Genomic DNA, 25,265 nt, shown 5'->3' with positions numbered 1-25,265 from the left:
GGAAGAATAAATATGAATTATATACACAGAACAATTGCGCAATTAAAGCAGACGAGCCCTGCGCAATGTGAGTTTTATCAAGCGGTAGAAGAAGTGCTAGACTCGCTAGAGCCTATATTTGCGCAAACCAGTCATTACCAACAACAAGCAATTATTCAAAGAATGGTAGAGCCAGAGCGCCAGTTAATGTTTCGCGTGCCTTGGGTTGATGACGAGGGCAATATTCAAGTGAATAAAGGCTACCGAATCGAATTTAATTCGGCGTTAGGGCCTTACAAAGGCGGCTTACGTTTTCATCCAAGTGTAAATGCCAGCATCATAAAATTTTTAGGCTTTGAACAAATTTTTAAAAATGCACTGACTGGTTTGCCTATAGGCGGTGGAAAAGGAGGCGCTAATTTTGATCCTAAAGGACGCTCTGATGGCGAGATAATGCGTTTTTGCCAATCCTTTATGAACGAGCTATACCGCCATATCGGCCCCACCACCGATGTACCTGCAGGGGATATTGGCGTAGGGGCAAGAGAAATTGGTTATATGTTTGGCCAATATAAACGCTTAACAGGGCGCTATGAAGGCGTACTAACCGGTAAAAGCTTACTTTGGGGCGGATCGCTTGCTCGCAAAGAAGCAACGGGTTATGGCGCAGTTTATTTTGCTAACTATATGCTTGAAGATCGTGATGACAGCTTATCAGGAAAACGCTGTTTAATTTCAGGCTCAGGCAATGTGGCTATTTATGCCATGGAAAAGTTATATCAACTTGGTGCAACACCAATTACCTGTAGTGACTCAAAAGGCACTTTGTACGATGAGAATGGTATTGATTTAAAGCTGATAAAACAGCTCAAAGAGCAATCAAGAGGGTGTTTAAGTGACTACTTAGATAGTCATTCACAAGCCAAGTATACCCCTCGCGATGATTACCCAGAGGATGGTCATGCTGTATGGCGTTACAGTGCGGATGCGGCTTTTCCTTGTGCCACACAAAATGAATTAACCCAAGCTGATGCAAAAGCACTACTTGAAAATGGTTGTATTTTAGTTAGTGAGGGAGCCAATATGCCCTCAACCAAAGAAGCGATTGATTGCTTTATTGAAGCAAAAATAGCTTATGGCCCTGGTAAAGCGGCTAATGCCGGTGGGGTAGCAACCAGCCAATTAGAAATGGCACAAAATGCCAGTATGCAAAGCTGGACGTTTGAAGAAGTTGATGAAAAGCTTAAGCAAATAATGAAAGATATTTTCACCACAGCCAACGACACCGCAAAAGAATTTGATCAGCCCGGTAATCTATTACTAGGCGCTAACATCGCCGGTTTTAGACGGGTAGCCGATGCAATGATTGAACAAGGCGTTGTATAGTAGCGCCTCGGCTATTTAATTAACTCTCTACTTTTATTCGTTATATCCTGAATAGGGATTGTTCAGGGTATAGCAAAAATAATGTTTAATATTATTTAATAAGGTAAATTTAACTCGCTAATTAATAACAATAAACTATAGTGTGGATAAGGATCAGTGAGCTTATTAAGGAGAGTGCAGGTGCGTCTTATTCCCGCAATTTTTTATTTTTCAAGTGCGACAGAGCACGACTTCCAAAATCAACTTAATAAAAGCTCAATGCGTCTTGCTGATGCATCACTCTACCTCGTAACACTGTTTTTATTGTCTTTTATTTTTTATGTCTTGGTTTAATCAACAAGAGCCTGCCAATTCAACCATAACAATTTTACGTCTAATCATGGTGTTGTTATCGATAGTTCTCATTATTATAAATAAAACACTAAGTTCAGAGTACTTACATTCGCACTTTTTTAGTTATGCGGTTTTATTTTGTTTTTTATTTAGTTATTTCTTCTGGGTATATGTTCAGCGTTACGGTGAGTTGAGAGAGGGAGGGCCTATGCTTGTAGCAGCTGCATTTATAGCCATACCGATGCTGCACTTAGGACATAAACGGGTATTATGGTCAATAATTGGTATTACCTAGATATTTATTGAGCTTTTTTCTTCTACTTCTATTGCGTGGACACTTCATTTTTATTTCAGCATAGTTATTGTATTGGCCATAGTGCAATACCAACTAGATTCCCTGTTAAGAAAGCAATATAAAGCGGAATTATTTGAAACTGAAAAAGCCAATACCGATCAATTAACAGGTATGCATAATCGGCATAGTTTTGATAGGCGCTGTAAAGCACTAATTAACAAGTTAGCGCCATCACAATATTTAGGGTTAGCCATGATTGATGTCGACTATTTTAAAAATTATAACGATAACTATGGCCACTTAGAGGGAGATAATGTATTAGTAGCAGTCGCAAACCGCCTAAAACATTGTGACGCTGATATTGTGGTGCGTTTTGGCGGTGAAGAATTCATATTGATAAAAATATTTCAAGCGAATAAGCTAGACTGGTTGAATGACTTACCTAAACGCTTCGCAGACGATCCGATTGCACATCAGTATTCACCCTTTAACCGTATTACTGTCTCTGCCGGTATTGCAATTTATCAATTCACGACATACAGACCTTCTATTAAATCATTGTTGGCAACAGCTGATGTAGGGGTTTATAAAGCTAAAAATGCAGGACGAAATATCAGTATTACCGATTTTGTTGACCCTAAACAACCTGAAATTGAGTAAGACAATGCAAAGCACTAAGCTGATAGTGCTTTGCATTTAATCGGATTATGAAAATGCAGATTCGGCGAGCTCTTCTTGCATTTGTTCGCGCATTTTAAATTTTTGCAATTTGCCGGTTACCGTCATCGGGTAATTTTCAACAAAGCGAATATATTTAGGTTGTTTAAAGTAGGCGAGTTTGTCCTTTAAAAACAGACGAATTGCTTGCTCATCAAGCACTTCACCTTCTTTGGGTTGGATCCAAGCACAGACTTCTTCACCGAATTTTTCATCACTAATGCCAAAAATAGAGGCGTCTTGTATACCCGGGTAGGTGTAAAGCACTTCTTCAATTTCACGCGGATAAATGTTTTCACCACCACGAATAATCATGTCTTTAATTCTGCCAACAATGCTGACAAAGCCTTCGCTGTCCATTACCCCTAAATCGCCCGAGTGCAGCCAGCCTTCATTGTCGATAGTGGCTTTGGTTTTTTCTTCATCGTTCCAATAGCAGCGCATAATGCCGGCACCACGGCTACAAACTTCACCGGGTTGGCCTATTTTTTGAACTTCACCCACTTCATCAATAATTTTTACTTCAGTGTGTGCAAGCGCTCGTCCTACTGTGGTGACTTGACGCTCAATTGATGAGTCGGTTTCAGTGATGTTGTTGATTGGGCTACACTCTGTTTGTCCATAGGCTATAACGACTTGGTTCATATTCATGAGTGTTTGTACTTTACGCATAACTTGTTCGGGGCAGGTTGAGCCTGCCATAACACCGGTTCGTAATGTACTTAAGTCGTAATCACTAAAGTTATTAAGCTCTAATTCGCTTATAAACATAGTGGGTACACCATGAAGGCCGGTGCATTTTTCTTGTTGTACCACCTCCAATGTGGTTTTTGGATCGAAAGAATCACTTGGATAAATAGCTGCAGCGCCTTTACTTACGCACAATAAGCTGCCTAAAACCATACCAAAGCAGTGATAAAGCGGTACAGGGATACAGAGCTTATCATATTCAGTAAAGTGCATAGCTTGTGCGACTAAAAGCGCATTATTCAATATATTTTTATGTGTCAACGTAGCCCCTTTAGGGTTTCCGGTGGTGCCAGAAGTAAATTGAATATTGATATCTTGATTGCAATCGAGGGTTTTAGCCACCGCTTGAAGTTCTAATTTATGTGCATCGGTGGGCATGCTCATAACCTCATTAAATGAGAACATACCATCGACGGGTTTATCACCAATACAAATTACATTTTTTAAGGTGGGTAATTTGGCTGCGGTTAACTCACCTTTGTTACAACGGCTAAGCTCAGGTGCTAAACTTTGCAGCATATTAATATAGTGGCTGCCTTTAAATTCAGTGGCGGTAATAAGCGTAGAGCATTCCACACTGTTTAGTGCATACTGCAGTTCACTTGGACGATACGCTGGGTTAATGCATACCATAATGGCACCTATTTTAGCGGTGGCAAATTGTGTTAAGCACCACTGTATATTGTTCGGTGACCAAATACCGACCCGTTCACCAGGTTTTACCCCTAAAGCCAGTAACCCCATAGCAAGTTGATTAATCTGCTGTTGAAATTGCTTATAGCTTAAACGTATATTTTGATGGGCAACGACTACGGCCAGAGCGTCTGGGTTATTGTCGACAATGGTGTCAAAGTAATCGCCTATGGTTTGTTCTACTAATGGTGTGCTCTGAATTCCTTTAAAATAGCTGTTTGATAGCGGTATAGTGTTTATTTGTTCTACTTCTTTTATCACTTTTTGTGTCGCTTTCATGACATACTCCATGTTTTTATTTTTGAGAGGCCTGCTGCTTAAATAAACACGAATTGTCGACAAAGGAAAGGGGGTTAGACTAATGTATTATACTAACCCGCAATAATACTAAATCATTTTGAGGGGGCAAATCAGACGCTAGCTGTGTTAAAAATTTTTCATTTAGAACAACTAACTAACGAAATTTTTGCCTTGATATCGACACGATTTTCCTCCCTCAAATTAGATCACTTAGTTGAGCGAATTGGTATTACTGTTTTTATATAGAATTTAAACAAAAAAAACGCGTACTCTCTAGCGAATACGCGTTTTTATGAGGGTGTAATTAATTTACATTTCGTCGCTGCGATACGTTTTTTTCATGATGTAAACGTAAGCATTAACAAATGCATTTTCTTGATACTTTTTCAGACCGGTGTCTTCAAACGCGATGGGGATTGGATTACGTTTTACTTGTTCTTTTATTTCGGTGGTTGAAAACACGCGTACATCGAGATTATCGATTAACTGAATAGCGGTTTCCATTTTGAATCCTTTAGCGCTGCCAGCAAACTTACCTTTAGGTTGGCGTTCGCGAATGGCAACCGAATCAATTTGGTAATCTTGCATTAACTTGGCAAAATCAAACTGAAACTTACGCATTATTTCAGTGTCGTTACCGTTACCTAAGGTAAAGCGTGTTTGGCGTACATCACGAATATCAAAAACGTCATTATCTTTACTTAAAATACAAAGTAGTACATCACTACCGGTAATTTCTACACCACATGTTCTCATTGCTAATCTCTACTATAACTTAATTACCCGTTATTATACGCAACACGCATTAAAATGCGAGTTTAAGCACTTACAGTGGTGTTATTGTTAGCGCTTAACGTCCATTCGTCATTTTGATGTAACAAGGTCTGTTTATCTTTGCGGCTAAATGTGCAGCCCTCCTTTTTTTTAGCTAAGACAGCGCTATGGTTTGTTTACTTTAAACAGGTGTGAGCGTTGCTCAATTTTTACTTAGCACCAGGTGATAGCTCCCGGGCTTTAACTAAATCGCCCCTAGATTGAACAAATCCTAATACTGAAAACTCAACAGACTCTTATTAAACGTTATTAATTGCACTTTTATGGTAAAATTGGGTGGTTTTTAATAGCTTAAAACTTGTAATTAATGCTGCAGCACGCGACAATAACTTTCTTGTAGTTGAGCAGACTCAGCATCTACATTAGCCATTTACGGCGAAAAATAGTCAATGCTTATTCGTAAAAGCGTTGTCGAGTCATTCTCATTTAATTAATTAAAAATACACGTGATACATTGTAGGTGTCACCACTGTATGTAAGGATTTATAATGCCAGTTATTACTCTTCCTGACGGTAGTCAGCGTAGTTTTGAAAACCCTGTAAGCACTCTTGATGTAGCAAACGATATAGGCCCTGGTCTTGCTAAAGCCACCATTGCGGGTCGTGTTAATGGCGAACGCGTAGATGCGTGTGATTTAATTAGTGACGATTCTCGTCTTGAGATCATTACCGTAAAAGACGACGATGGCCTAGAGATTATTCGCCACTCGTGTGCGCACTTAATTGGTCATGCTGTTAAACAACTTTTCCCTGATGCAAAAATGGCGATTGGTCCAACAATTGATAACGGTTTTTACTACGATATTGATATGGAACATTCGTTATCTCAAGATGATCTTGATGCCATTGAAAAACGTATGCTACAGCTTGCAAAAACAAACTACGACGTAGTGAAAAAAACCGTTAGCTGGCAAGAAGCGCGCGACACTTTTGCAGCGCGTGGCGAAACATACAAAATTGAAATACTAGACGAAAACATCGCAAAAGATGACCGTCCAGGTTTATATCATCACGAAGAATACATCGATATGTGTCGTGGTCCTCATGTGCCAAACATGAAATTTTGTCAAAACTTCAAAATTATGAAAGTGGCCGGCGCATACTGGCGCGGTGATAGTGAAAACAAAATGCTACAGCGTATTTACGGCACAGCATGGGGCGATAAAAAGCAACTTAAAGCGTATTTAAAGCGTTTAGAAGAGGCTGAGAAGCGCGATCACCGTCGTATCGGTAAAGCACTCGATTTATGGCACTGGCAAGAAGAAGCGCCAGGTATGGTATTTTGGCACAACGATGGTTGGAGCATTTACCGCGAGCTAGAAGACTTTGTGCGTGAAAAATTACGTGAGTACCAATACGAAGAAGTGAAAGGTCCAATGATGATGGATCGCTCTTTGTGGGAAAAATCAGGGCATTGGGAAAAATATTCAGAGGCAATGTTTACCACTGAATCTGAAAAGCGTGAATACGCAATTAAACCAATGAATTGCCCAGGCCACGTACAAATTTTCAACCAAGGTTTAAAATCTTACCGTGACTTACCACTACGTATGGCAGAGTTTGGTTGTTGTCACCGTAATGAACCATCAGGCGCGCTTCATGGCTTAATGCGTGTACGCGGCTTTACCCAAGATGATGCTCATGTATTTTGTACAGAAGAGCAAATCATGGATGAAGTATCGGCCTGTATTAAAATGGTTTACGATACCTATGAAACATTTGGTTTCGAAAAAATTGTTGTTAAACTTTCAACTCGCCCAGAGCAACGTATTGGCGAAGATGAAATGTGGGACAAAGCAGAGCTTGCACTTGCTGACGCACTTAAAGCAAATGACATTGAATTTGATTATTTACCAGGTGAAGGGGCGTTTTATGGCCCTAAAATTGAATTTACTTTGTACGATTGCTTAGACAGAGCGTGGCAGTGTGGTACAGTGCAACTAGATTTTGCATTACCGGGTCGTTTGGGCGCTACTTATGTAGCTGAAAATAACGAACGTCGCACACCTGTTATGATACACCGCGCTATTTTAGGGTCTATTGAGCGTTTTATCGGTATTTTAACAGAAGAGTACGCTGGTTTATTCCCAACGTGGCTTGCGCCTAAGCAAGTGGTGATTATGAATATCACCGATAAACAAGCACCTTATGTGCAGGAAATTGTACAAAAATTAAATAAACTTGGAATTAGAGCCGCTGCTGACTTGAGAAATGAGAAGATTGGCTTTAAAATCCGAGAACATACACTTAAGCGTATTCCTTACTTACTGGTTGTTGGCGATAAAGAAGTTGAACAACAGCAAGTAGCAGTACGAACTCGCACAGGTGAAGACCTAGGCAAATTTAATGTCGATGATTTTATCGCTAAAATCAGTGAAGAAATCAAAAATCGACAGTAAAAATCGAGCGTGTAGGGCAATCACAAACGGCCAACTACACGCTTATATTATTGATATTCTTGGAGGAACGTACCATTAGAGGCGGCAAGAAAGGGCAACAAACAGCTCAAAAAAATCGTATTAACGAAGAAATTACAGCGCTAGAAGTTCGTTTAATCGACATCGACGGCGAACAAGCTGGAATTCAGTCATTAAAAGACGCGCAAGCTATGGCTGATGCAGCGGGTGTTGATCTTGTAGAGATCAGTCCAAATGCTGAGCCGCCTGTTTGTAAGGTTATGGACTACGGTAAGTTCATCTTTGAAAAAAGCAAAGAACTAAAAGAGCAGAAGAAAAAGCAAAAGCAAATCCAGATTAAAGAAATCAAATTCCGTCCGGGAACGGATGAAGGCGATTATCAGGTTAAGCTGCGCAACTTACGTAAGTTCTTAGAAGCTGGCGATAAAGCTAAGATAACTATCCGCTTCCGTGGTCGTGAAATGGCTCACCAAGAAATTGGTATCGAATTATTAAACCGTATTAAAACCGATTTAGAAGAGTTAGCAGTTGTTGAGTCTTTCCCAAATCGTGTTGAAGGTCGTCAAATGGTTATGATGATGGCACCGGTTGCTAAAAAGTAATAATTAGGCGATAATACGCACCGAATTTAGCTCAGGTTTGCAAGTGATATGAAAATGTCCACCTGAGTTAACCGGTTTTAAAGTAAAATTGCGGTATTTATATCGGGTTTTCACCGGAACATAGCAGTAAGTTAGGCCTTTAAAGTGGAGCTATAGCAATATATCTCACGCCTTCTTACTAATTTTAAAGCAATACAATTGGAGTTATTGCAATGGCTTACAAGCTAAAAAGTCACAGAGGCGCAGCTAAGCGTTTCAAAAAGACTGCTTCTGGCGGTTTCAAGCGTAAACAAGCGCATCTTCGTCACATTCTGACTAAGAAAACTTCTAAGCGTAAGTTACACCTACGTCCTAAGATGATGGTTCATAAAAATGACCATGGTCTAGTTTCACGTATGTTACCATTCGCTTAATAGGGGTTTTTAGAAATGGCAAGAGTTAAACGCGGCGTTGTCGCACGTGCACGTCACAAAAAAGTTTTAAAACAAGCGAAAGGTTACTACGGAGCACGTTCACGTGTTTACCGCGTAGCTTTCCAGGCTGTTACTAAAGCGGGTCAATACGCTTACCGTGACCGCCGTGCTAAGAAACGTACTTTCCGTCAATTATGGATTGCACGTATCAATGCTGCTTCACGTCAAAATGGTCTGTCTTACAGCCGTTTTATCAATGGTCTTAAAAAGACATCTGTAGAAATCGATCGTAAGATCCTTGCAGATATCGCTGTTTACGACCAAGTTGCATTCGCAGCGCTTGTAGCAAAAGCAAAAGAAGGCCTAGCGGCAGCTTAAGTTTTTGTATAAGTAATGAAAAGGAGCCCATGGCTCCTTTTTTTGTGCCTGTAATTTACTGTTTTAGCTATGTCATACCTTTTAGTGCCGTGTATCCATTTAACTTAAATTAGCTAAACCAGAATTTTAGGCATGTTCATTGTTGCTCTTAAGGTTGATATTAATTATGTTTTTATCAGTACTTGAGCAAATAATCAAAGGGAACTGCAGTTGGCTGCATTTTTTTGTTGAACCACCGCAGTTTTGGCATCTAAAAAGCTTTAATTGCTATAATTTCTTTAATTAATGCGTTTGCTAGAGAAGTATATGTTTATAAGTTTATTGGTTTTATCTGCAAGTATGGCAAATAGCGATCATTTACCGCCATTATTACCATGGGAAGGTAGTAGTACCTCACTATTACAACAACAGGGACCTTTAACCACAGACTTTGAAATTTCTGCGGGTGTCTCGTCTCCTAATTATGCTGATACCATGGCATTTGTTGATAGGTTGGTAGCGGCGAATCCCACTCAATTTAAATCAAAAACGATTGGCTATAGTAATAGTAAACGAGCAATAAAAATGTTGATTGCCAGCGAACAAGGTTTTTTTAATGCGGGGCAAATGGCCAATAGCACCAAACCAACCGTGCTTATTCAGGCTGGTATTCACGCTGGTGAGATTGATGGTAAAGATGCAATGTTTATGTTGCTTAGAGATATTGCTACGGGTAAACGACGCGATATATTAAAAAAGGTAAACATTTTATTTATTCCAATATTAAACGTTGATGGTCACGAGCGTAGTAGTGCGTTTAATCGAATCAATCAGCGCGGCCCAGTAAAAATGGGTTTTAGAACAAACGCAAATAATCTTAATTTAAATCGTGATTTCACTAAATTAGATACCCCCGAGGTTAAAAGCGTACTTGCAGTCATTAACGATTATAATCCGAATTTATATATAGACGTACATGTGACTGATGGGGCTGATTACCAATACGATGTCACCTACGGCTATAACCCAGTATTTGCTAGCGAGTCGCCTGCCATTTCAGATGCGCTTAACCGTTATTTTAAACCAGTGATTGATCAAACTCTCGCTGAGCAAGGCCATATTCCGGGCCCTTTAGTGTTCGTTATGGATAAGCAAGAATTTAAATCGGGGCTGGCCGGTTGGGTTGCCACACCGCGGTTTTCAAACGGGTGGGGTGATTTAAAGTCATTGCCTACCATTTTAGTTGAAAACCATTCTTTAAAGCCATACAAACAACGCGTGTTAGGGACTTATGTGTTTATAGATGGTGCTATTGAAGCATTATCAGCGCATAAAGATAAACTCGCTAATGCAGTAAAAAAAGAACAAGAATTTGTTCCTAAGCAATTAATTGTTAAGCGTGGTTACTCTGAGCAGCCTGATCATATCGCGTTTAAAGGTATTGCTTATTCTAAAAGCCTGAGCCCATTGTCAAATCAACAAGAAGTAAGCTATTTGGGTAAAAAACAAGATTATGACAAGCTGCCTATTTTTTGGCAAAAAGAGGTGCAGCACAGGGTTGAAGTACCAAAATCATTTTTTATTCCACCTGTTTACACCGATATTATTGAGAAATTAGTCCTGCATGGGGTGTCAGTTAATAAGCTCAGTGGTGCCAACACTCAGCCATTAAAAATGGCAAAAGTAGCGCAATATAGTTTTGATAAAGCGCCATTTGAAGGGCGTTTTAGAGTGTCGGCTAGTTTTGATTATGTACCAGCTACAAATGTGGATTTAGATGGTTGGTTTGAAGTGAGTACACAGCAAAAGGTAGGAGAGTTAGCTGTCCACTTGCTACATCCTGAGGCACCAGATTCATTTTTTGCTTGGGGGGAGTTTAATAGTATTTTTCAGCGCACTGAATATATGGAAAATTATGCTTTGATACCGTTTGCTGAAAAAATGCTTGCTGATGACCCAAAATTAGCCCAAGAATTTGATAAAAAAGTAAACCAGGATAAAGACTTTGCTAAGAACGCTGATGCACGTTTAAATTGGTTATATGAGCATAGCCCATTTTATGATCAAGCTTATTTAAAATACCCAATTTTAATGTCATACGAAGAGAATATAGTTATTCCAGCGCAAAAAGATAAAGAAATATAAGATGAAAATAATCACTATTCCCGTAACCCCGTTTATGCAAAATTGCCGCATTATAGTATGTGAACAAACCCAGCAAGCTGTCGTGGTTGACCCTGGCGGTGATGCTGACAAAATTAATGCAGCACTTAAGCAGCATAATTTATCATTGGCAGCGATTTGGTTAACCCATGGGCATTTAGATCATGTGGGCGCTGCGCATAATTTACGCGAGCAACACAAGGTAAAAATGATTGGACCTCATGAGGATGAACGTTTTTGGTTCGACAATTTACCGATGCAAGCCACTATGTTTGGCTTTAAACCGATCAATTCCTTCTATCCTGATGAATGGTTAGCTCATGGTGATAGTATCAAGGTTGGGCTGCTTGAATTTAAAGTACTTCATTGCCCAGGGCATACACCAGGGCATGTTGTGTTTTATCAACAAGCACACAATACGGTTATCGTCGGGGATGTTATTTTCAAAGGTTCAATAGGGCGTACCGACTTTCCTAGAGGCGACAGCAAGCAGCTAATCGACTCTATAGTGCAACATATCATGACATTACCACCGAACACTGCAATTTTAAGTGGCCATGGTAACAACACCCATGTTGCTCATGAACAGGCTACTAACCCATTTGTAAGTGGCCAGTTTGGTTGATGTGCATATTTGTTAAAAATAAGCAGACTGCTTTTTAAAAAGGCTGTATAATTTAACCAATTTATTAGATAAATAAGAAATAAAATGTCTCTAAATCACGTAGATCGCCAAATATTGGCACTTTTACAACAAGATGCAAGTTTATCAACTGCTGAGATTGCAGACAAAGTCGGACTTTCTCAGTCTCCTTGTTGGCGTCGTATTGCTAAATTAGAACAAGATGGCTATATCAAAAGTAAAGTCGCATTGCTTGATGAAAAAAAGCTGGGCTTTGATATGTTGGTTTACGCCCATGTACGTTTATCAAACCATGGTAAAAAGAATTTAGCTGAGTTTGAAAAATTAATACTTAGCTATGATGAAGTGACTGAATGTTACACCATGGCTGGCACTATGGACTTTATGTTGCGTATTATTTCTCAAGGCATAGAAGGTTATGAGCACTTTGTACGCGATAACTTGCTTAGCTTAGAATATGTACAAGAGGTTCATTCTAATGTGACCATGACGTGTGTTAAACGAAGCACAGCACTGCCACTTTAAACTTTACTAAGCAGCTAAAAACACACAGGCTGAATTAACTATAATTGTGAAATGAGCGCTAATTCGATAAAATCTAGCGCTTTTTTTGTTAGCGAAATAAAACTGAGGAACTCAATGTTTAACTTACTCAGCAGAGCGCCAAGCTCTGCTAAAAACGATATTCTCTCTGGATTGACCGTGGCACTTGCCTTGATCCCAGAAGCTGTTGCATTTGCCTTTGTTGCAAATGTAGAACCTCTTGTTGGTTTATACGCTGCATTTATTGTGGGCTTAATTACGGCTATTTTTGGTGGTCGTCCGGGTATGATTTCGGGTGCAACCGGTGCATTAGCGGTTGTGATGGTAAGTTTAGTACTTGATCACGGAGTGGAATACCTATTTGCCACTGTGTTGCTGATGGGGCTACTACAAATATTGGCTGGGGTATTTAAGCTCGGTAAATTTATTCGTATGGTTCCACATCCTGTTATGCTCGGTTTCGTTAACGGTTTAGCGATTGTTATATTTTTAGCCCAGCTTGGACAGTTTAAAGTGCCTGATGGTGCTGGCGGCCAAATGTGGATGACGGGCAGTGCGCTTTACATCATGTTAGGTTTAGTGGCGCTAACGATGGCAATTATTCACTTCTTACCAAAATTAACTACCGCGGTGCCTTCATCACTGGTTGCTATTGTTACTGTAACGGGTTTAGTGATTGGTCTTGATTTAGAAGCACGTACGGTACTTGATTTCTTAAAAGGCATGACAGGAAATGAAGCTGCAACCATTGCCGGTGGCTTACCACAGTTTCATATTCCTATGGTGCCTTTTAATTTAGAAACACTACAAATTATCTTTCCATATGCGCTTATTTTAGCAGCAATTGGCTTAATTGAATCGCTGTTAACGCTAAGCTTGATTGACGAAATTACAGAAACCCGTGGCCATTCTAATAAAGAATGTATTGGCCAAGGTGCGGCCAACGTCACATGTGGCTTTTTTGGTGCAATGGGTGGCTGTGCCATGATTGGCCAATCCATGATCAATATTAATTCAGGTGGACGTTCGCGTTTATCAGGTATTAGTGCCGCATTGATGTTACTGGCATTTATTATCTTCGCTTCAAGCTTAATCGAAATGATTCCACTGGCCGCATTAGTTGGAGTTATGTTTATGGTGGTACTGGGTACATTTGAATGGGCGAGTTTCAAAATGATGAAACGCGTGCCTTTATCTGATGCTTTTGTAATTGTATTAGTTTCGGGTGTAACGGTTATTACCGACCTTGCGATTGCGGTGTGTGTAGGTGTTATTGTCTCTGCGTTAGTGTTTGCATGGCAGCATGCAAAACATATTTACACAACTAACTATATTGATAAAGAAGGTTCAAAAGTGTACGAGCTACATGGGCCTTTATTTTTTGGTTCGGTTAAAAACTTTGCTGATTTATTTGATGTTAAGAACGACCCTAAAGATGTGATTGTTGAGTTTAAATACAGCCGCGTTGCGGATCATAGTGCGATTGAGGCCATCGACAGCTTAGCTGACAAATACAATAAAGCGGGTAAAAAGCTGCACTTGCGTCACTTAAGTAAAGACTGTACAGAACTACTTCATAAAGCACGTGACTTAGTTGAAGTGAACGTAATTGAAGATCCGACTTATAAAGTTGCTTCAGATAAGCTTGCTTAAAAAATAAAAGTAAACATTGATAAGCGAAAGGTGGATGCCTTTCGCTTTTTTTATGCGTTTTAAACCATCCGCCAGGGGTAATTGCAACACGAGTTTTAGTATGTCTAATGTAACAACTAAACCAGAACTGAACATCCATCCTGTATTTATTTAATTTATTGTTTGCGATAGGGCTATTAAAAAGTAAGACAGTTGGTAGTGCTATACCTGACGATAAATCGATATAATAGTGACAAATTTACAAGGTAATAATTAATTTTGAATTGGCAGTCTTTAATTGATAACAGACAACGTTTTTTCTGGCTTTTGCAAATTGCAGGCTGGATAGGTTATGCGTTAGTTAACTACATTGGTTCTAAAGTATTCGAAATGCGTGATATTTACGTATTCGTTATTTTACTAAACGCCTATGCGGGCTGTTTAATGACTGTGCCTCTGCGTTATATTTATCGCAAAATTTGGAATGCCTCACCTTGGGTATTAATTATTGTTGTATTTGGCGCCTCTTATATAACCGGTACATTATGGGCCGTGGTGCAAAAGTTTAACCTGTGGGAAATTTATCGCCACGGATACCGTCCTGAAGAATGGTTTTATTATTTACAACAAGGACTTGATTCTGTTTATATTATTTTGTGTTGGAGTGGTTTGTACTTTGGTGTTAAGTATTACCAGTTATTACAAAGTGAACGCCAAAAAGCCTTAAAAGCGACCACAATGGCGCACGAAGCGCAGTTAAAAATGCTTAGATACCAGCTAAATCCTCATTTTTTGTTTAATACGCTCAATGCAATATCAACCTTAGTTTTGGTAAAAGAAAATAAAGATGCTAACTTGATGGTATCTAAATTGAGTGACTTTTTACGCTATACGCTTAATACTGATCCAATTAAAAAAGTGCCGCTGGAGCAAGAGTTACATGCATTAATGCTCTATTTAGAAATTGAACGTGTACGTTTTGATGAGCGCTTACAAGTTAATGTGGACGTGAGTGAGCAGGCCAAACAAGCATTAGTGCCAAGCTTAATATTACAACCGATCATCGAAAATGCCATTAAGTACGCCATTGCCCATATGTCAGAAGGTGGTGTTATTGATATAAAAGCGCAAGTTTTTGCTAATGAATTATTACTTGAAGTGGGCGATAATGGGCCTGGCACTGATATTGAAAATGGTCAGTTAGTTAATGCACAAGGCGTAGGGGTGGCAAACACCCGAGACAGATTAAAAACGCTCTACGAAAATAATTACTCGTTTGTATTATCACATAATACGCCAAGTGGATTAAAAGTTAATCTGCGTGTCCCGTTTGAGAAGGCTGTGAAGAAATGACAAGAATAAAAACGCTTATTGTTGATGATGAACCATTAGCACGTAAAGGTTTAGCCGTCAGGCTTGAAGAGTTTTCTGATATTGAAGTGATCAAACTGTGTAGCTCAGGTTTTGATGCGATTGAAAGTTGTAAAAAAGAAAAAATTGATCTTGTCTTTCTTGATATTCAAATGCCTGGTATGAACGGTTTTGAAGTCGCACGTGCTTTAAGTGAAAGCAGTAAAGATTTACCTGCCATTGTGTTTGTTACGGCGTTTGATCACTTTGCTGTTAAAGCATTTGAAATTCATGCTTTAGATTACATTTTAAAACCCGTTGATGATAACAGATTAAAACAGGCGGTAGAAAAAGTGCATACCTATTTAAAAACTCAGCAGGATAACGCCCATAAGAAAAAACTAGCGAGTTTCGTAGCAGGGATAACAGGTAATAACTGCGAAGAAATTCTAAAGAAATTAGCCACTGGCGATACTTTAACTGATCGCCGCTATCCTGAATCATTGGCTGTAAAAGAGCAGGGGGAAATTGTCAGAGTACCTGTTGCTACTATACAATGGGTAGATGCGGCAGGTGATTACATGTGTCTGCACTGCCAAGATGGGCAAACGCATATATTACGTAAAACTATGAAAGAGCTTGAACAAGAATTGGATCCAAGCCTATTTGTACGTGTTCATCGCAGCGCGATTGTTAACACCAAACAAATTAGCAAGCTGGTAACTCAGGTTAGTGGTGAATATTTATTAGTGTTAGATAACGGGCAAGAGCTTAAAGTAAGTAGAAGTTACCGTGATAAAGTAAAAGCAGCATTAGCTAGCTAACTTTAATAAATAGCATAAAAAACGCGAGCTTTTAGCTCGCGTTTTTTATGCGTGTTACGATTACGAAACCGTGACTATTTTCATCGTGTTGGTTGCACCGATCGTTTCCATCGCATCACCGTGGGTAATGATCACGGTATCGCCTGCTTGTAAAGAGCCTGCGGCTACGAGTGTGCTTAATGCATCTTTAACCATGCTATCTTTTTCGCATTTTGTAGAGTCAAAAAATACAGGGTAAACACCACGATACAGTGCTGTTTGACCTAATGTACTTGCATGACGTGAAAGTGAATAAATAGGCAGTCCAGAGCTAATACGCGACATCAATTTTGCCGTGCTACCTGACTCAGTAAGGGTGATAATCGCTTTAACAGAGTCTAAGTGGTTAGCTGCATACATAGCTGATAAGGCAATTGATTCGGCATTAGAAGAAAAACGGCTGTCTAAACGATGTTTAGAAACGTGTGTTTCTTTTTGCGATTCAGCACCTAAACAAACACGCGCCATAGTCGCAACGGTTTCTTCCGGGTAATCACCAGCGGCTGTTTCAGCAGAAAGCATCACTGCATCTGTGCCATCAAGTACTGCATTGGCAACATCCATAACTTCTGCGCGTGTTGGCATAGGGTTATCGATCATCGATTCCATCATTTGCGTAGCGGTTACAACGGTACGGTTTAATGAACGAGCACGACGAATAATAAGTTTTTGTTTACCCATCAGTGCAGCATCACCAATTTCAACACCTAAGTCGCCACGGGCAACCATAACAGCGTCAGACGCTAAAATAATGTCATCAACTGCTTCTTGTGTTTCTACTGCTTCAGCACGCTCAATTTTAGCTAAAAGCTGTGCATTAGAGCCTGCAGCCTCCGCTAATGAACGTACATAACGCATATCATCGCCACTGCGAGGAAAAGAAACCGCAATGTAATCAACACCAATTTCAGCAGCAGTGATTAAATCTTCCTTATCCTTTTCCGTAAATGCAGGTGCCGTTAAGCCACCACCTAAACGGTTAATCCCTTTATTATTAGAAAGTACGCCGCCAACAGTCACAATGGTGTGAACTAAGTGACCTTCAACACTTTCTACGGTAAGTTGAATTAAGCCATCGTTTAATAGCAATAAATCACCAGGGGCAACATCTTGTGGTAGCTCTTTGTAGTCAATACCGACGGCGTTAATATCGCCTTGGCCTTTTTCCATTTTGGCATCAAGAATAAATTTTGCACCAACAGATAAGGTCACTTTGCCTTCTTTGAAGGTTGAAACGCGAATTTTTGGGCCTTGTAAGTCAGCGAGAATCGCGATGTGCTTACCAAGTTTAGTTGCAATATCTCGAACAGCTTGTGCACGGTTTTTGTGATCTTGTGCAACCCCGTGTGAGAAATTTAATCGAACGACATTTGCGCCTGCACGAATAATTTTTTCTAAGTTATTATCTCTATCTGTTGCAGGTCCAAGTGTCGCGACTATTTTTGTACGTCTTAACATTAAATTCTCCTGTGTGCTTTTTTTAAGCAAGTTGACGGTTATTTTGTTTTTAGCGATTACTAATAAAGAGCAATCTTTAGTTTTATGCAATTTTTATAACATTGCGACTATTATATACAAAATGAATATGTCATCATTATGACACCGGTGTCACAGGGCGTCAATGATCTAAAAATTTAAATAGCACTGCTATTTCTTCCCCTGAGAGAGCGGTTGTTTGATATAATTGCGGCGTTTATTTTAACTGTAATAAATGCATGTAGCTTTGCTCATGGCTGCGGTCTGAGTATAATGCACGCGGTATTATTTTAATTTACTAACCAAATAGTTGTTACCGAGGAGGGCACTAAATGCAAGTTGCATTAGTAGGGTTAGGCGTTATGGGGAAAAATCTTGCCCTGAACTTGATTGAAAAAGGGATAACGCTTGTCGCTTATGACAAAAACCCAAATGCGGGTGAAGAATTACTAAGTTGTGCTAAATCACAAGGCATGGCTGATAAACTTCACATTGTCTCTGATCTAGGGGATATGGTTAGGCGTTTAGAAGCACCGCGTTCTATTTTATTACTTGTGCCTGCTGGTGAGTTAGTTGATGCGGTTTGCAACGAGCTTATTGAAGCGGGTGTTCAGTGTAGTGACATTATTGTTGATTGTGGCAACAGTAATTACAAAGACGGTATTAACCGTAAGCTCAAATACCAAGATAAGTTTGAATTTGCCACTATGGGTATTTCAGGCGGTGCCGAGGGTGCACGTCACGGTCCAGCTATGATGGCCAGTGGTTCTGAAGGTGGCTGGGAGCGTGTCGAGCCATGGTTTACAAAGGTTGCTGCAAGCTATAAAGGCGAGTCGTGTTTTGCGCGTGTGGGCCAGTCAGCCAGCGGCCATTTTGTAAAAATGGTTCACAATGGAATTGAATACGCACTCATGCAACTAATTGCTGAAGTGTATCAGCTACTTCGTCACGGCACTAATCGCTCACCTAAAGAAATTGCAGAGATATTTAACGAATGGTCTCAAGGGCAGCTAAATAGCTATTTACTGTCAATTTCAAGCCATATTTTATCACTTGAAAATTCGCATAATATGCCGCTTGTAGATTTAATTGACAATAAAGTAGGCGCAAAAGGCACCGGTTTATGGACAGCACAAAACGCCCTTGAATTAGGTATTGCGGTACCGTCGCTAGTGGCTGCTGTACAAGCTCGTCATTTAACCAATGCGTGTAATACCACTGCCGCACAAGAAATGACGTACAGCGCACAAAATACCACGCAAGTAGATATTGATTTAGACGAGCTTAAAGATGCATTTACCCTTGCGAGCCTGTTGGCATACCGTCAAGGACTTGCATTAATTAAAGGCGCTTCACGAACTCATCAATGGAAAGTTGATTTAGCGAAAACGCTACAAACATGGCGTGCAGGGTGTATTATCCGTGCTGATTACCTTGATAGTGTAGCGCAAGGCGTTGAGTTTATTGACACGCTTGAAAAAGAGTCATTAGCGATGCGTAAAGTGACTGGCCAAGCCGTTATGACGGGTCTGGCGTTTCCTGTGCTTAGTGCAACACAAACCTACTTAGCTACGCTAACAACACCAAGTAATGGGCACTTAGTTCAAGCCCAGCGTGATTACTTTGGTGAGCACGGCATTAAAACTCACAGTGGTGAAACGTGTCATTTAACTGACTTAGTTGATATTGACGCAAAAGTTCGTTAATAAAATCTAAGTAAACAAAAAAGGACGCTATATAGCGTCCTTTTTTGTTATTTGCTTAACTGATTACTTAACGGGTCAGCTCACCACGCAGGTTATCTTGCATTAAATGGCGAATTGTTTCGATTTCTAGGTTTTGACTAAATAAGTAATGCAGTTTAGTTAAGCATGCTTCTAAGGTCATATCGTAACCGCTGATCACGCCTATGTTTAACAGCGCATTACCCGTGGCATAACCGCCCATGTTCACTTGACCTTTTAAACATTGGGTTAAATTAGTAATTATAACCCCCCGCTTACTTGCTTCATCCAGAATATCTAAAAACTCAGGGTCTTGTGGCGCATTGCCTACGCCAAAGCTTAGCAGTACGAGGGCTTTAATATTGCCATTAACTAAGCTTTTTACTACTTCTTTGCTGATCCCTGGGTATAAATACAGCACGCCAATAGCTTGCGGTGTAATAGGGGTAACTTGGAGTTCATTTTCTACATACGGGCTTAATTGCCCTTTGATCAGCTGAATATTAATACCTGAAAGCGCAAGCGGCTCTAAGTTAGGTGAGGCGAATGCATCAAACCCATCTGCATGGGCTTTAGTTGCACGATTGCCTCTGAACAACTGATTATTAAAAAATAAGCTGACTTCTGCAATGGGGTAGTTAGCCGCTAAATACATGGCATTAAGGAGGTTAACTTGACCATCTGAGCGTAATTGAGACAGCGGAATTTGTGAGCCGGTTACAATAATAGGTTTAGTTAAGTTTTCAAACATAAACGATAGAGCTGATGCAGTATAGGCCATAGTATCGGTGCCATGCAGTACCACAAAGCCATCGTAATCTTGGTATTTACTTTTTATGTCATCGGCGATGAGTTGCCAATGAGTCGGTGACATATCTGAAGAATCTATAAGTGGGCAGTATTCATGAATATCAAATAATGGCATTTCTTCACGATTAAACTCTGCGTTATTAACCACGGTTTCGGTTAAAAACCCTTCAGCAGGAATATAGCCACGAATTGATTTTTTCATTCCTATGGTACCGCCAGTGTAAGCGATATAAATGCGTTTACGTTTCATAAAAAAGCCCAGTAAAAAAACTAGGCTTAGTATAACGCTAACTGCTAATCAATACAGCCTGTTAAGGCACTATTGTGCAACTGTACACTCTAAACAGCGGGCATAAACACCTTGTGGATCGTTATAATCTTTTAGGTTTTCTACTTCACTGCTTAATTGTTTAATAACACTTTGCAGATTAGCTTGGCTGGCTAATACTGCTGTTTTTTGTGTTTCAAGCCCAAGTACTGATTTAACGGCGGCACTGCTGAAGATATCTTGAAGCATTTTTTCTTGTGGGCTAAGCGATTGCTTAATTGTTTTAACGTCATAATAGTTAAGCTTAGCAAGCTCAGCAGCTGCTTTAATCGCATCTTGTTTATTACCAAGTTTATCAACTAAACCAAGCTCTTGAGCTTGAGAGGCAATCCATACCCGACCTTGGGCAATTTTATCAACTTGCTCTGGGGTCATATTACGTGCCTCAGCAACCACATCTAAAAAGCGTACATACGCTTCTTCAACACTCATTTGAATAACTTTAGCCATTTTCTCGTTAAGTGGGCGAGTGATTGAAAAACCTGCCAATTCGGTGGTCGCTACGCCATCTGAATACACGCCTATTTTAGCGAGAGTATCTTCAAATGTCATAAAGGTACCAAATACGCCAATTGAACCGGTAATTGTACTCGGCGCTGCCCAAATTTCATTGGCCGCCGATGCAATCCAATAACCGCCTGATGCAGCTACTGAGCTCATTGATGCAATAACGGGTTTACCAGCAGCTTTAAGTGCAAGTACTTCAGCACGAATTACTTCTGAGGCAAACATGCTGCCACCGCCTGAATCTATACGTAAAACCACCGCTTTAACCTTGTCATCAAGTCGCGCTTTGCGAAGGAGGGCTGCAGTTGAATCACCACCAATTTCACCAGCACGGCGTTCACCATCAACAATAGTGCCTTTAGCAACCACAACAGCGACTTTTTCAGTCATAGGGTTATCAAACTCAATAGGCGGTTTTACTAAACTTAAGTATTCACCAAAAGAGACTTGTTTGAATGTTTTTCCATCTTCATTTTCTCCAACCAATTCAATTAATTGTTGGCGAATTTGCTGATTGGTTTTTAATGAATCAACCCATTGGTTATCCAGTGCATATTTACCGGCATCACCATTAGCGGCTTGCATTTTAGCTAAATAAACATCCATTGTTTCATCAAAGTTTGACTCATCAAAAGGACGTACAGCACTCACGTCTTGCTTATATTCATTCCATAAAGCACCTAGCCATACGCGGTTAGCTTCTTTAGCTGCCTCTGACATATCGTTTCTGATAAACGGTTCAACGGCCGATTTAAAGGTACCTACACGAAATATATGCTGAGTGACTTCTAATTTTTCTAATGCGTCTTTGAAGTAAAGCGGGTACATACCGTAGCCTTCAATAAGCACACTACCATAAGGATGCATCGCAATTTCGTCTGCATGTGCGGCAATGTAATATTGTGCTTGGGTGTAGTAATACCCTGAGGCAATCACTTTTTTACCGGTTGCTTTAAATGTTTCAAGTGCCTGTGTAATTTGTTTGAGCTTATTTAAATGTGCTTTTGGCATTTCTTGTAAATCAAGCAAAATAGCGCTTATACGCGAGTCTTGTGCTGCTTGATTAATTACTTCAACTACATCGTCGAGCAATATTTCACTGGGTGAGTCAGCACTGGCCGTTGCATCATTAATAGCGGCTTCAACAGGGTCTATATAGGTTTTTTCTTCGACAATAGGGCCATTAAGGTTAAGTCTAAGAACAGAGCCCTCTTCGACAATAATTTTATCACCGTCACTTGATACCGATACGATAAAAATAACGACCAAAAATAAAAACAATACGTTGAGTATTAAACGACGTGAGAAGTTGATCCCCGTCCATATACCTTTAAATACCTTTGCTATCAAAATAGCTCCTTAAATTGGTACAGCTAAAACGTTATTGCCATCTTAGCGTAGAATATAAATAAATTTAACTGCTAAATCGTAACGAAACATTTATAAATTCAATTACACTTGAAATTAAACACGTGTTTATTTAATAAATAATTACTGAAATTATGGCTGTAGTCACTACTTTTAACTCACGCTATTGGTCAAGATAAACGCAGTCAACAGGTTTTAAGTTAAAAAATTATTAAGTTTAATCTGCTCATATATTGCTTATTGTTGGTCATTAAAGCAGAATTGACTAAATGCACACAGGTTAGACCAGTTATTGGGGCACAGGATGTTAGAACAAAAATTAGAACTAAAACACACACAACTACGCAACCGTTTAGTAATGGGATCAATGCATACCGGCCTCGAAGAGGGGTGGCATAATCGTAAACGCCTACGTGCTTTTTATGAAGCACGTGCTAAAGGTGGCACAGCAATGCTCATTACGGGGGGATATAGCCCTAATCTTCGCGGCAAGTTAACGCCTATTTCATCATCATTTAATAGTTATTATGATGTTTTTAAACACCGTGCTTATACACAAGCTGTTCATCAACATGGTGGTAAAATTTGCCTGCAGTTATTGCATGCTGGGCGCTATGCCTATCATCCATTCAATCAAGCCCCAAGTGCTATAAAAGCACCGATCAATCCCTATAAACCTAAGGCTATGTCTTTAAGTTCAATCAAAAAAACCATTAAAGATTTTGCTCACTCTGCATATTTAGCAGAAAAAGCAGGTTACGATGGCGTTGAGGTGATGGGCTCTGAAGGTTACTTAATTAATGAATTTATGGCACCGCATACAAACAAACGAGACGATGAGTTTGGTGGTAGTCTTGAAAACAGAATGCGTTTAGCTGTTGAGATTGTAAAAGCAGTAAGAGCTAAAGTTTCAGATAAATTTTTAATTATTTTTAGACTGTCTGTAATCGATTTAATTCCTAATGGCTCAACTCCTGAGGAAGTAACACAACAAGCTATTGCACTTGAAAAAGCAGGTGTTGATATTTTTAATACTGGCATTGGTTGGCATGAAGCACGGGTACCGACAATTGCAAGCATGGTACCCCCAGGCGCATTTAAAGAAGCGTCAAAGCGTTTGAAAGATGTCATTAGCGTGCCTGTTATTGCCGTAAACCGCATTAATACACCAGAGATTGCTAATGATATTTTAACGGCGGGTGAGGCTGATTTAATCTCTATGGCGCGCCCTTTACTTGCAGATCCCGATTTTTTTAATAAATATCAAGCCAAGCGCTCTGAACATATTAATATTTGTATAGGGTGTAATCAGGGCTGTTTAGACCATGTATTTAAAGGTAAACGTGCTACGTGCTTAGTTAACCCACAAGCGGGTTTTGAACTTGATTACCCTCTAGAAAAAGCCGCAACAGCTAAAAATGTATTAGTGGTTGGAGCGGGTCCTGCTGGGCTTTCTTCAAGTTGCTACTTAGCGCAAAAAGGTCACAATGTAACGCTTATTGACCAAAAGCAGCATATGGGTGGGCAGTTTAATTTAGCCATGCAGATACCAGGTAAAGAAGACTTTAACCATACATTGGCTTATTTTACCAATGAACTTAAGCGTTTAAACGTCACCGTTGAATTAGGCAAAGCATTTGATGACGGTATGCTAAGCCAGTTTGATGATGTGGTTTTTGCCACGGGTGTAAGGCCACGTGAAGCCTCTATAGAATGTAGTGATGACAAACGTGTTTTTGCCTACGATGAAGTCATTCGCGGTGAGGTTGAACTTGGTAATTCGATTGCGATTTTAGGCGCAGGCGGTATCGGTTTTGATATGGTGGCATTTTTAAGTGAACATAAATCACAAAGTATCAGCGACTTTAAAACCCAGTGGGGAATAGAGTGCGATGCTCAGCCTCATAAAGATGAGCGTCAACTTTATATGCTTAAACGCAGTGAAGGGCGCTTTGGTGGTGATTTAGGCAAAACAACCGGTTGGATACATCGTCAAGTTGCTAAACAACATGGCGTTAAGCAAATTGCCAATTGCCAGTACCATCGTTTTGATAAAAACGGCCTAACTATCAGTGTTGCTGGCGAAACACAAGTATTGCCAGTTGATACTGTGATTGCTTGTATTGGCCAAGTGTCTAATGACGAACTATTTAAGGCGCAAGCAGAGAATGCCAAGGTTCATGTTATTGGTGGCGCTAAACTAGCAGCGGCTATTGATGCCAAGCGCGCTATATTCGAAGCCTTACAAGTTGCACGCAGTATCTAATATGCAATTTAAGTAAGTACACGGGTCTGATTATTTTTTAAAGATAGTTAACTTATAATCAGACCCTTATATTGTTGTTTTTTACCTTACCCCATTCCTTGTATAGCTAATAAATACGCTATTACGATTTTCAATGGTGTCTCGGCTACAACGCTTAACTGGCAAAATTAAATCTATAAAGCCTCTCATTAGTTCGACCTAATTATTTATACCAATTCGCTTAATTAAGTGATCTATTTTGAGGCTGGAAAAACGTGTTGATAGCTAGGCAAAAAATTTGCTATTTAGTTGTTCTAAATGAGAATTTTTTAACACAGATAGCGACACGTTTAGCCCCGTAAAATGATTAAGTATTATTGCGGATTGGTATTACACGCAAAAGGCGAGCGCCACTTTGTAATGGCACAAATACACGGCTATTTGGGTTGCGATATTATTTGTGTGCTTTTTAATCTAGGTGCTTTCTTGATAAGCAAATAATAACAGCGGGGTGCCCATTATATTTTAACCTAAGGG

General features: G+C 39.8%; 19 protein-coding genes. 14 read left to right on the top strand and 5 right to left on the bottom strand.

Features of this window, described 5'->3' with window-relative positions:
- Window positions 1-12 precede the first annotated feature (12 nt).
- Window positions 13-1,365, top strand: a complete 1,353-nt coding sequence (gene gdhA, locus LOC50_RS07060) for an NADP-specific glutamate dehydrogenase (protein WP_250653879.1) — start codon at window positions 13-15, stop codon at window positions 1,363-1,365.
- 709 nt (window positions 1,366-2,074) lie between these two features.
- A complete protein-coding gene (locus tag LOC50_RS07055) occupies window positions 2,075-2,653 on the top strand; it encodes a GGDEF domain-containing protein (protein WP_250653878.1) in 579 nt (192 codons plus the stop codon).
- A gap of 45 nt (window positions 2,654-2,698) precedes the next feature.
- On the opposite strand, the gene LOC50_RS07050 is transcribed toward LOC50_RS07055, so the two are convergent.
- Complete coding sequence (locus LOC50_RS07050; protein WP_214553229.1) at window positions 2,699-4,432, bottom strand: AMP-binding protein; 1,734 nt, start codon at window positions 4,430-4,432, stop codon at window positions 2,699-2,701.
- A 330-nt stretch (window positions 4,433-4,762) separates the two neighbouring features.
- Complete coding sequence (locus LOC50_RS07045; protein WP_010389888.1) at window positions 4,763-5,209, bottom strand: DUF3010 family protein; 447 nt, start codon at window positions 5,207-5,209, stop codon at window positions 4,763-4,765.
- 566 nt (window positions 5,210-5,775) lie between these two features.
- On the opposite strand from LOC50_RS07045, the gene thrS reads away from it, so the two are divergent.
- The 10 genes from thrS (at window position 5,776) to LOC50_RS06995 (ending at window position 16,231) form a co-directional block, all read left to right on the top strand.
- Complete coding sequence (gene thrS / locus LOC50_RS07040) at window positions 5,776-7,686, top strand: threonine--tRNA ligase (RefSeq protein WP_036982803.1); 1,911 nt, start codon at window positions 5,776-5,778, stop codon at window positions 7,684-7,686.
- 59 nt (window positions 7,687-7,745) lie between these two features.
- Window positions 7,746-8,306 carry a translation initiation factor IF-3 gene (gene infC, locus LOC50_RS07035; protein ID WP_008110479.1) on the top strand — a complete coding sequence of 187 codons (561 nt, stop codon included), beginning with the start codon at window positions 7,746-7,748 and terminating at the stop codon, window positions 8,304-8,306.
- 212 nt (window positions 8,307-8,518) lie between these two features.
- Window positions 8,519-8,719 carry a 50S ribosomal protein L35 gene (gene rpmI, locus LOC50_RS07030; protein WP_004587840.1) on the top strand — a complete coding sequence of 67 codons (201 nt, stop codon included), beginning with the start codon at window positions 8,519-8,521 and terminating at the stop codon, window positions 8,717-8,719.
- A 15-nt stretch (window positions 8,720-8,734) separates the two neighbouring features.
- The gene (gene rplT / locus LOC50_RS07025) at window positions 8,735-9,097 is read left to right on the top strand and encodes a 50S ribosomal protein L20 (RefSeq protein ID WP_008110477.1); all 363 of its coding nucleotides are present in this window, start codon (window positions 8,735-8,737) and stop codon (window positions 9,095-9,097) included.
- 306 nt (window positions 9,098-9,403) lie between these two features.
- Window positions 9,404-11,221: a M14 family metallopeptidase gene (locus tag LOC50_RS07020; protein WP_036983458.1), complete on the top strand. Its 1,818-nt coding sequence runs from the start codon at window positions 9,404-9,406 to the stop codon at window positions 11,219-11,221.
- Between the two features lies 1 nt (window position 11,222).
- Window positions 11,223-11,864 carry an MBL fold metallo-hydrolase gene (locus LOC50_RS07015; RefSeq protein WP_036982802.1) on the top strand — a complete coding sequence of 214 codons (642 nt, stop codon included), beginning with the start codon at window positions 11,223-11,225 and terminating at the stop codon, window positions 11,862-11,864.
- A gap of 84 nt (window positions 11,865-11,948) precedes the next feature.
- A complete protein-coding gene (locus LOC50_RS07010) occupies window positions 11,949-12,407 on the top strand; it encodes an Lrp/AsnC family transcriptional regulator (RefSeq protein WP_008110469.1) in 459 nt (152 codons plus the stop codon).
- A gap of 114 nt (window positions 12,408-12,521) precedes the next feature.
- Entirely contained in the window at window positions 12,522-14,078 is a 1,557-nt protein-coding gene (locus LOC50_RS07005; RefSeq protein ID WP_008110467.1) for a SulP family inorganic anion transporter, read from the top strand.
- 258 nt (window positions 14,079-14,336) lie between these two features.
- The gene (locus tag LOC50_RS07000) at window positions 14,337-15,410 is read left to right on the top strand and encodes a sensor histidine kinase (protein WP_008110465.1); all 1,074 of its coding nucleotides are present in this window, start codon (window positions 14,337-14,339) and stop codon (window positions 15,408-15,410) included.
- A complete protein-coding gene (locus tag LOC50_RS06995) occupies window positions 15,407-16,231 on the top strand; it encodes a LytR/AlgR family response regulator transcription factor (protein WP_250653877.1) in 825 nt (274 codons plus the stop codon). Before LOC50_RS07000 ends, LOC50_RS06995 begins: the two co-directional genes overlap by 4 nt.
- A 60-nt stretch (window positions 16,232-16,291) precedes the next feature.
- Here the strand turns inward: LOC50_RS06995 and pyk are convergent, their stop codons facing one another.
- Window positions 16,292-17,728 carry a pyruvate kinase gene (gene pyk, locus LOC50_RS06990; RefSeq protein WP_036982801.1) on the bottom strand — a complete coding sequence of 479 codons (1,437 nt, stop codon included), beginning with the start codon at window positions 17,726-17,728 and terminating at the stop codon, window positions 16,292-16,294.
- Between the two features lie 350 nt (window positions 17,729-18,078).
- On the opposite strand from pyk, the gene gnd reads away from it, so the two are divergent.
- On the top strand, window positions 18,079-19,452 hold the full coding sequence (gene gnd, locus LOC50_RS06985; protein WP_036982800.1) for an NADP-dependent phosphogluconate dehydrogenase: 1,374 nt from the start codon (window positions 18,079-18,081) through the stop codon (window positions 19,450-19,452).
- Window positions 19,453-19,519: 67 nt separating this feature from the next.
- Here the strand turns inward: gnd and ansA are convergent, their stop codons facing one another.
- Entirely contained in the window at window positions 19,520-20,530 is a 1,011-nt protein-coding gene (ansA, locus tag LOC50_RS06980; protein WP_036982799.1) for an asparaginase, read from the bottom strand.
- A gap of 69 nt (window positions 20,531-20,599) precedes the next feature.
- Complete coding sequence (sppA, locus tag LOC50_RS06975; RefSeq protein ID WP_250653876.1) at window positions 20,600-22,465, bottom strand: signal peptide peptidase SppA; 1,866 nt, start codon at window positions 22,463-22,465, stop codon at window positions 20,600-20,602.
- 322 nt (window positions 22,466-22,787) lie between these two features.
- On the opposite strand from sppA, the gene LOC50_RS06970 reads away from it, so the two are divergent.
- The gene (locus tag LOC50_RS06970; protein WP_069439418.1) at window positions 22,788-24,749 is read left to right on the top strand and encodes an oxidoreductase; all 1,962 of its coding nucleotides are present in this window, start codon (window positions 22,788-22,790) and stop codon (window positions 24,747-24,749) included.
- Window positions 24,750-25,265 lie beyond the last annotated feature (516 nt).

It is taken from the genome of Pseudoalteromonas sp. SCSIO 43095, from assembly GCF_023650455.1.
GTDB classification, from domain to species: domain Bacteria; phylum Pseudomonadota; class Gammaproteobacteria; order Enterobacterales; family Alteromonadaceae; genus Pseudoalteromonas; species Pseudoalteromonas tetraodonis.
Note: the sequence above shows the minus strand (reverse complement) of the source record. Positions and strands in the feature narration are given on the sequence as shown.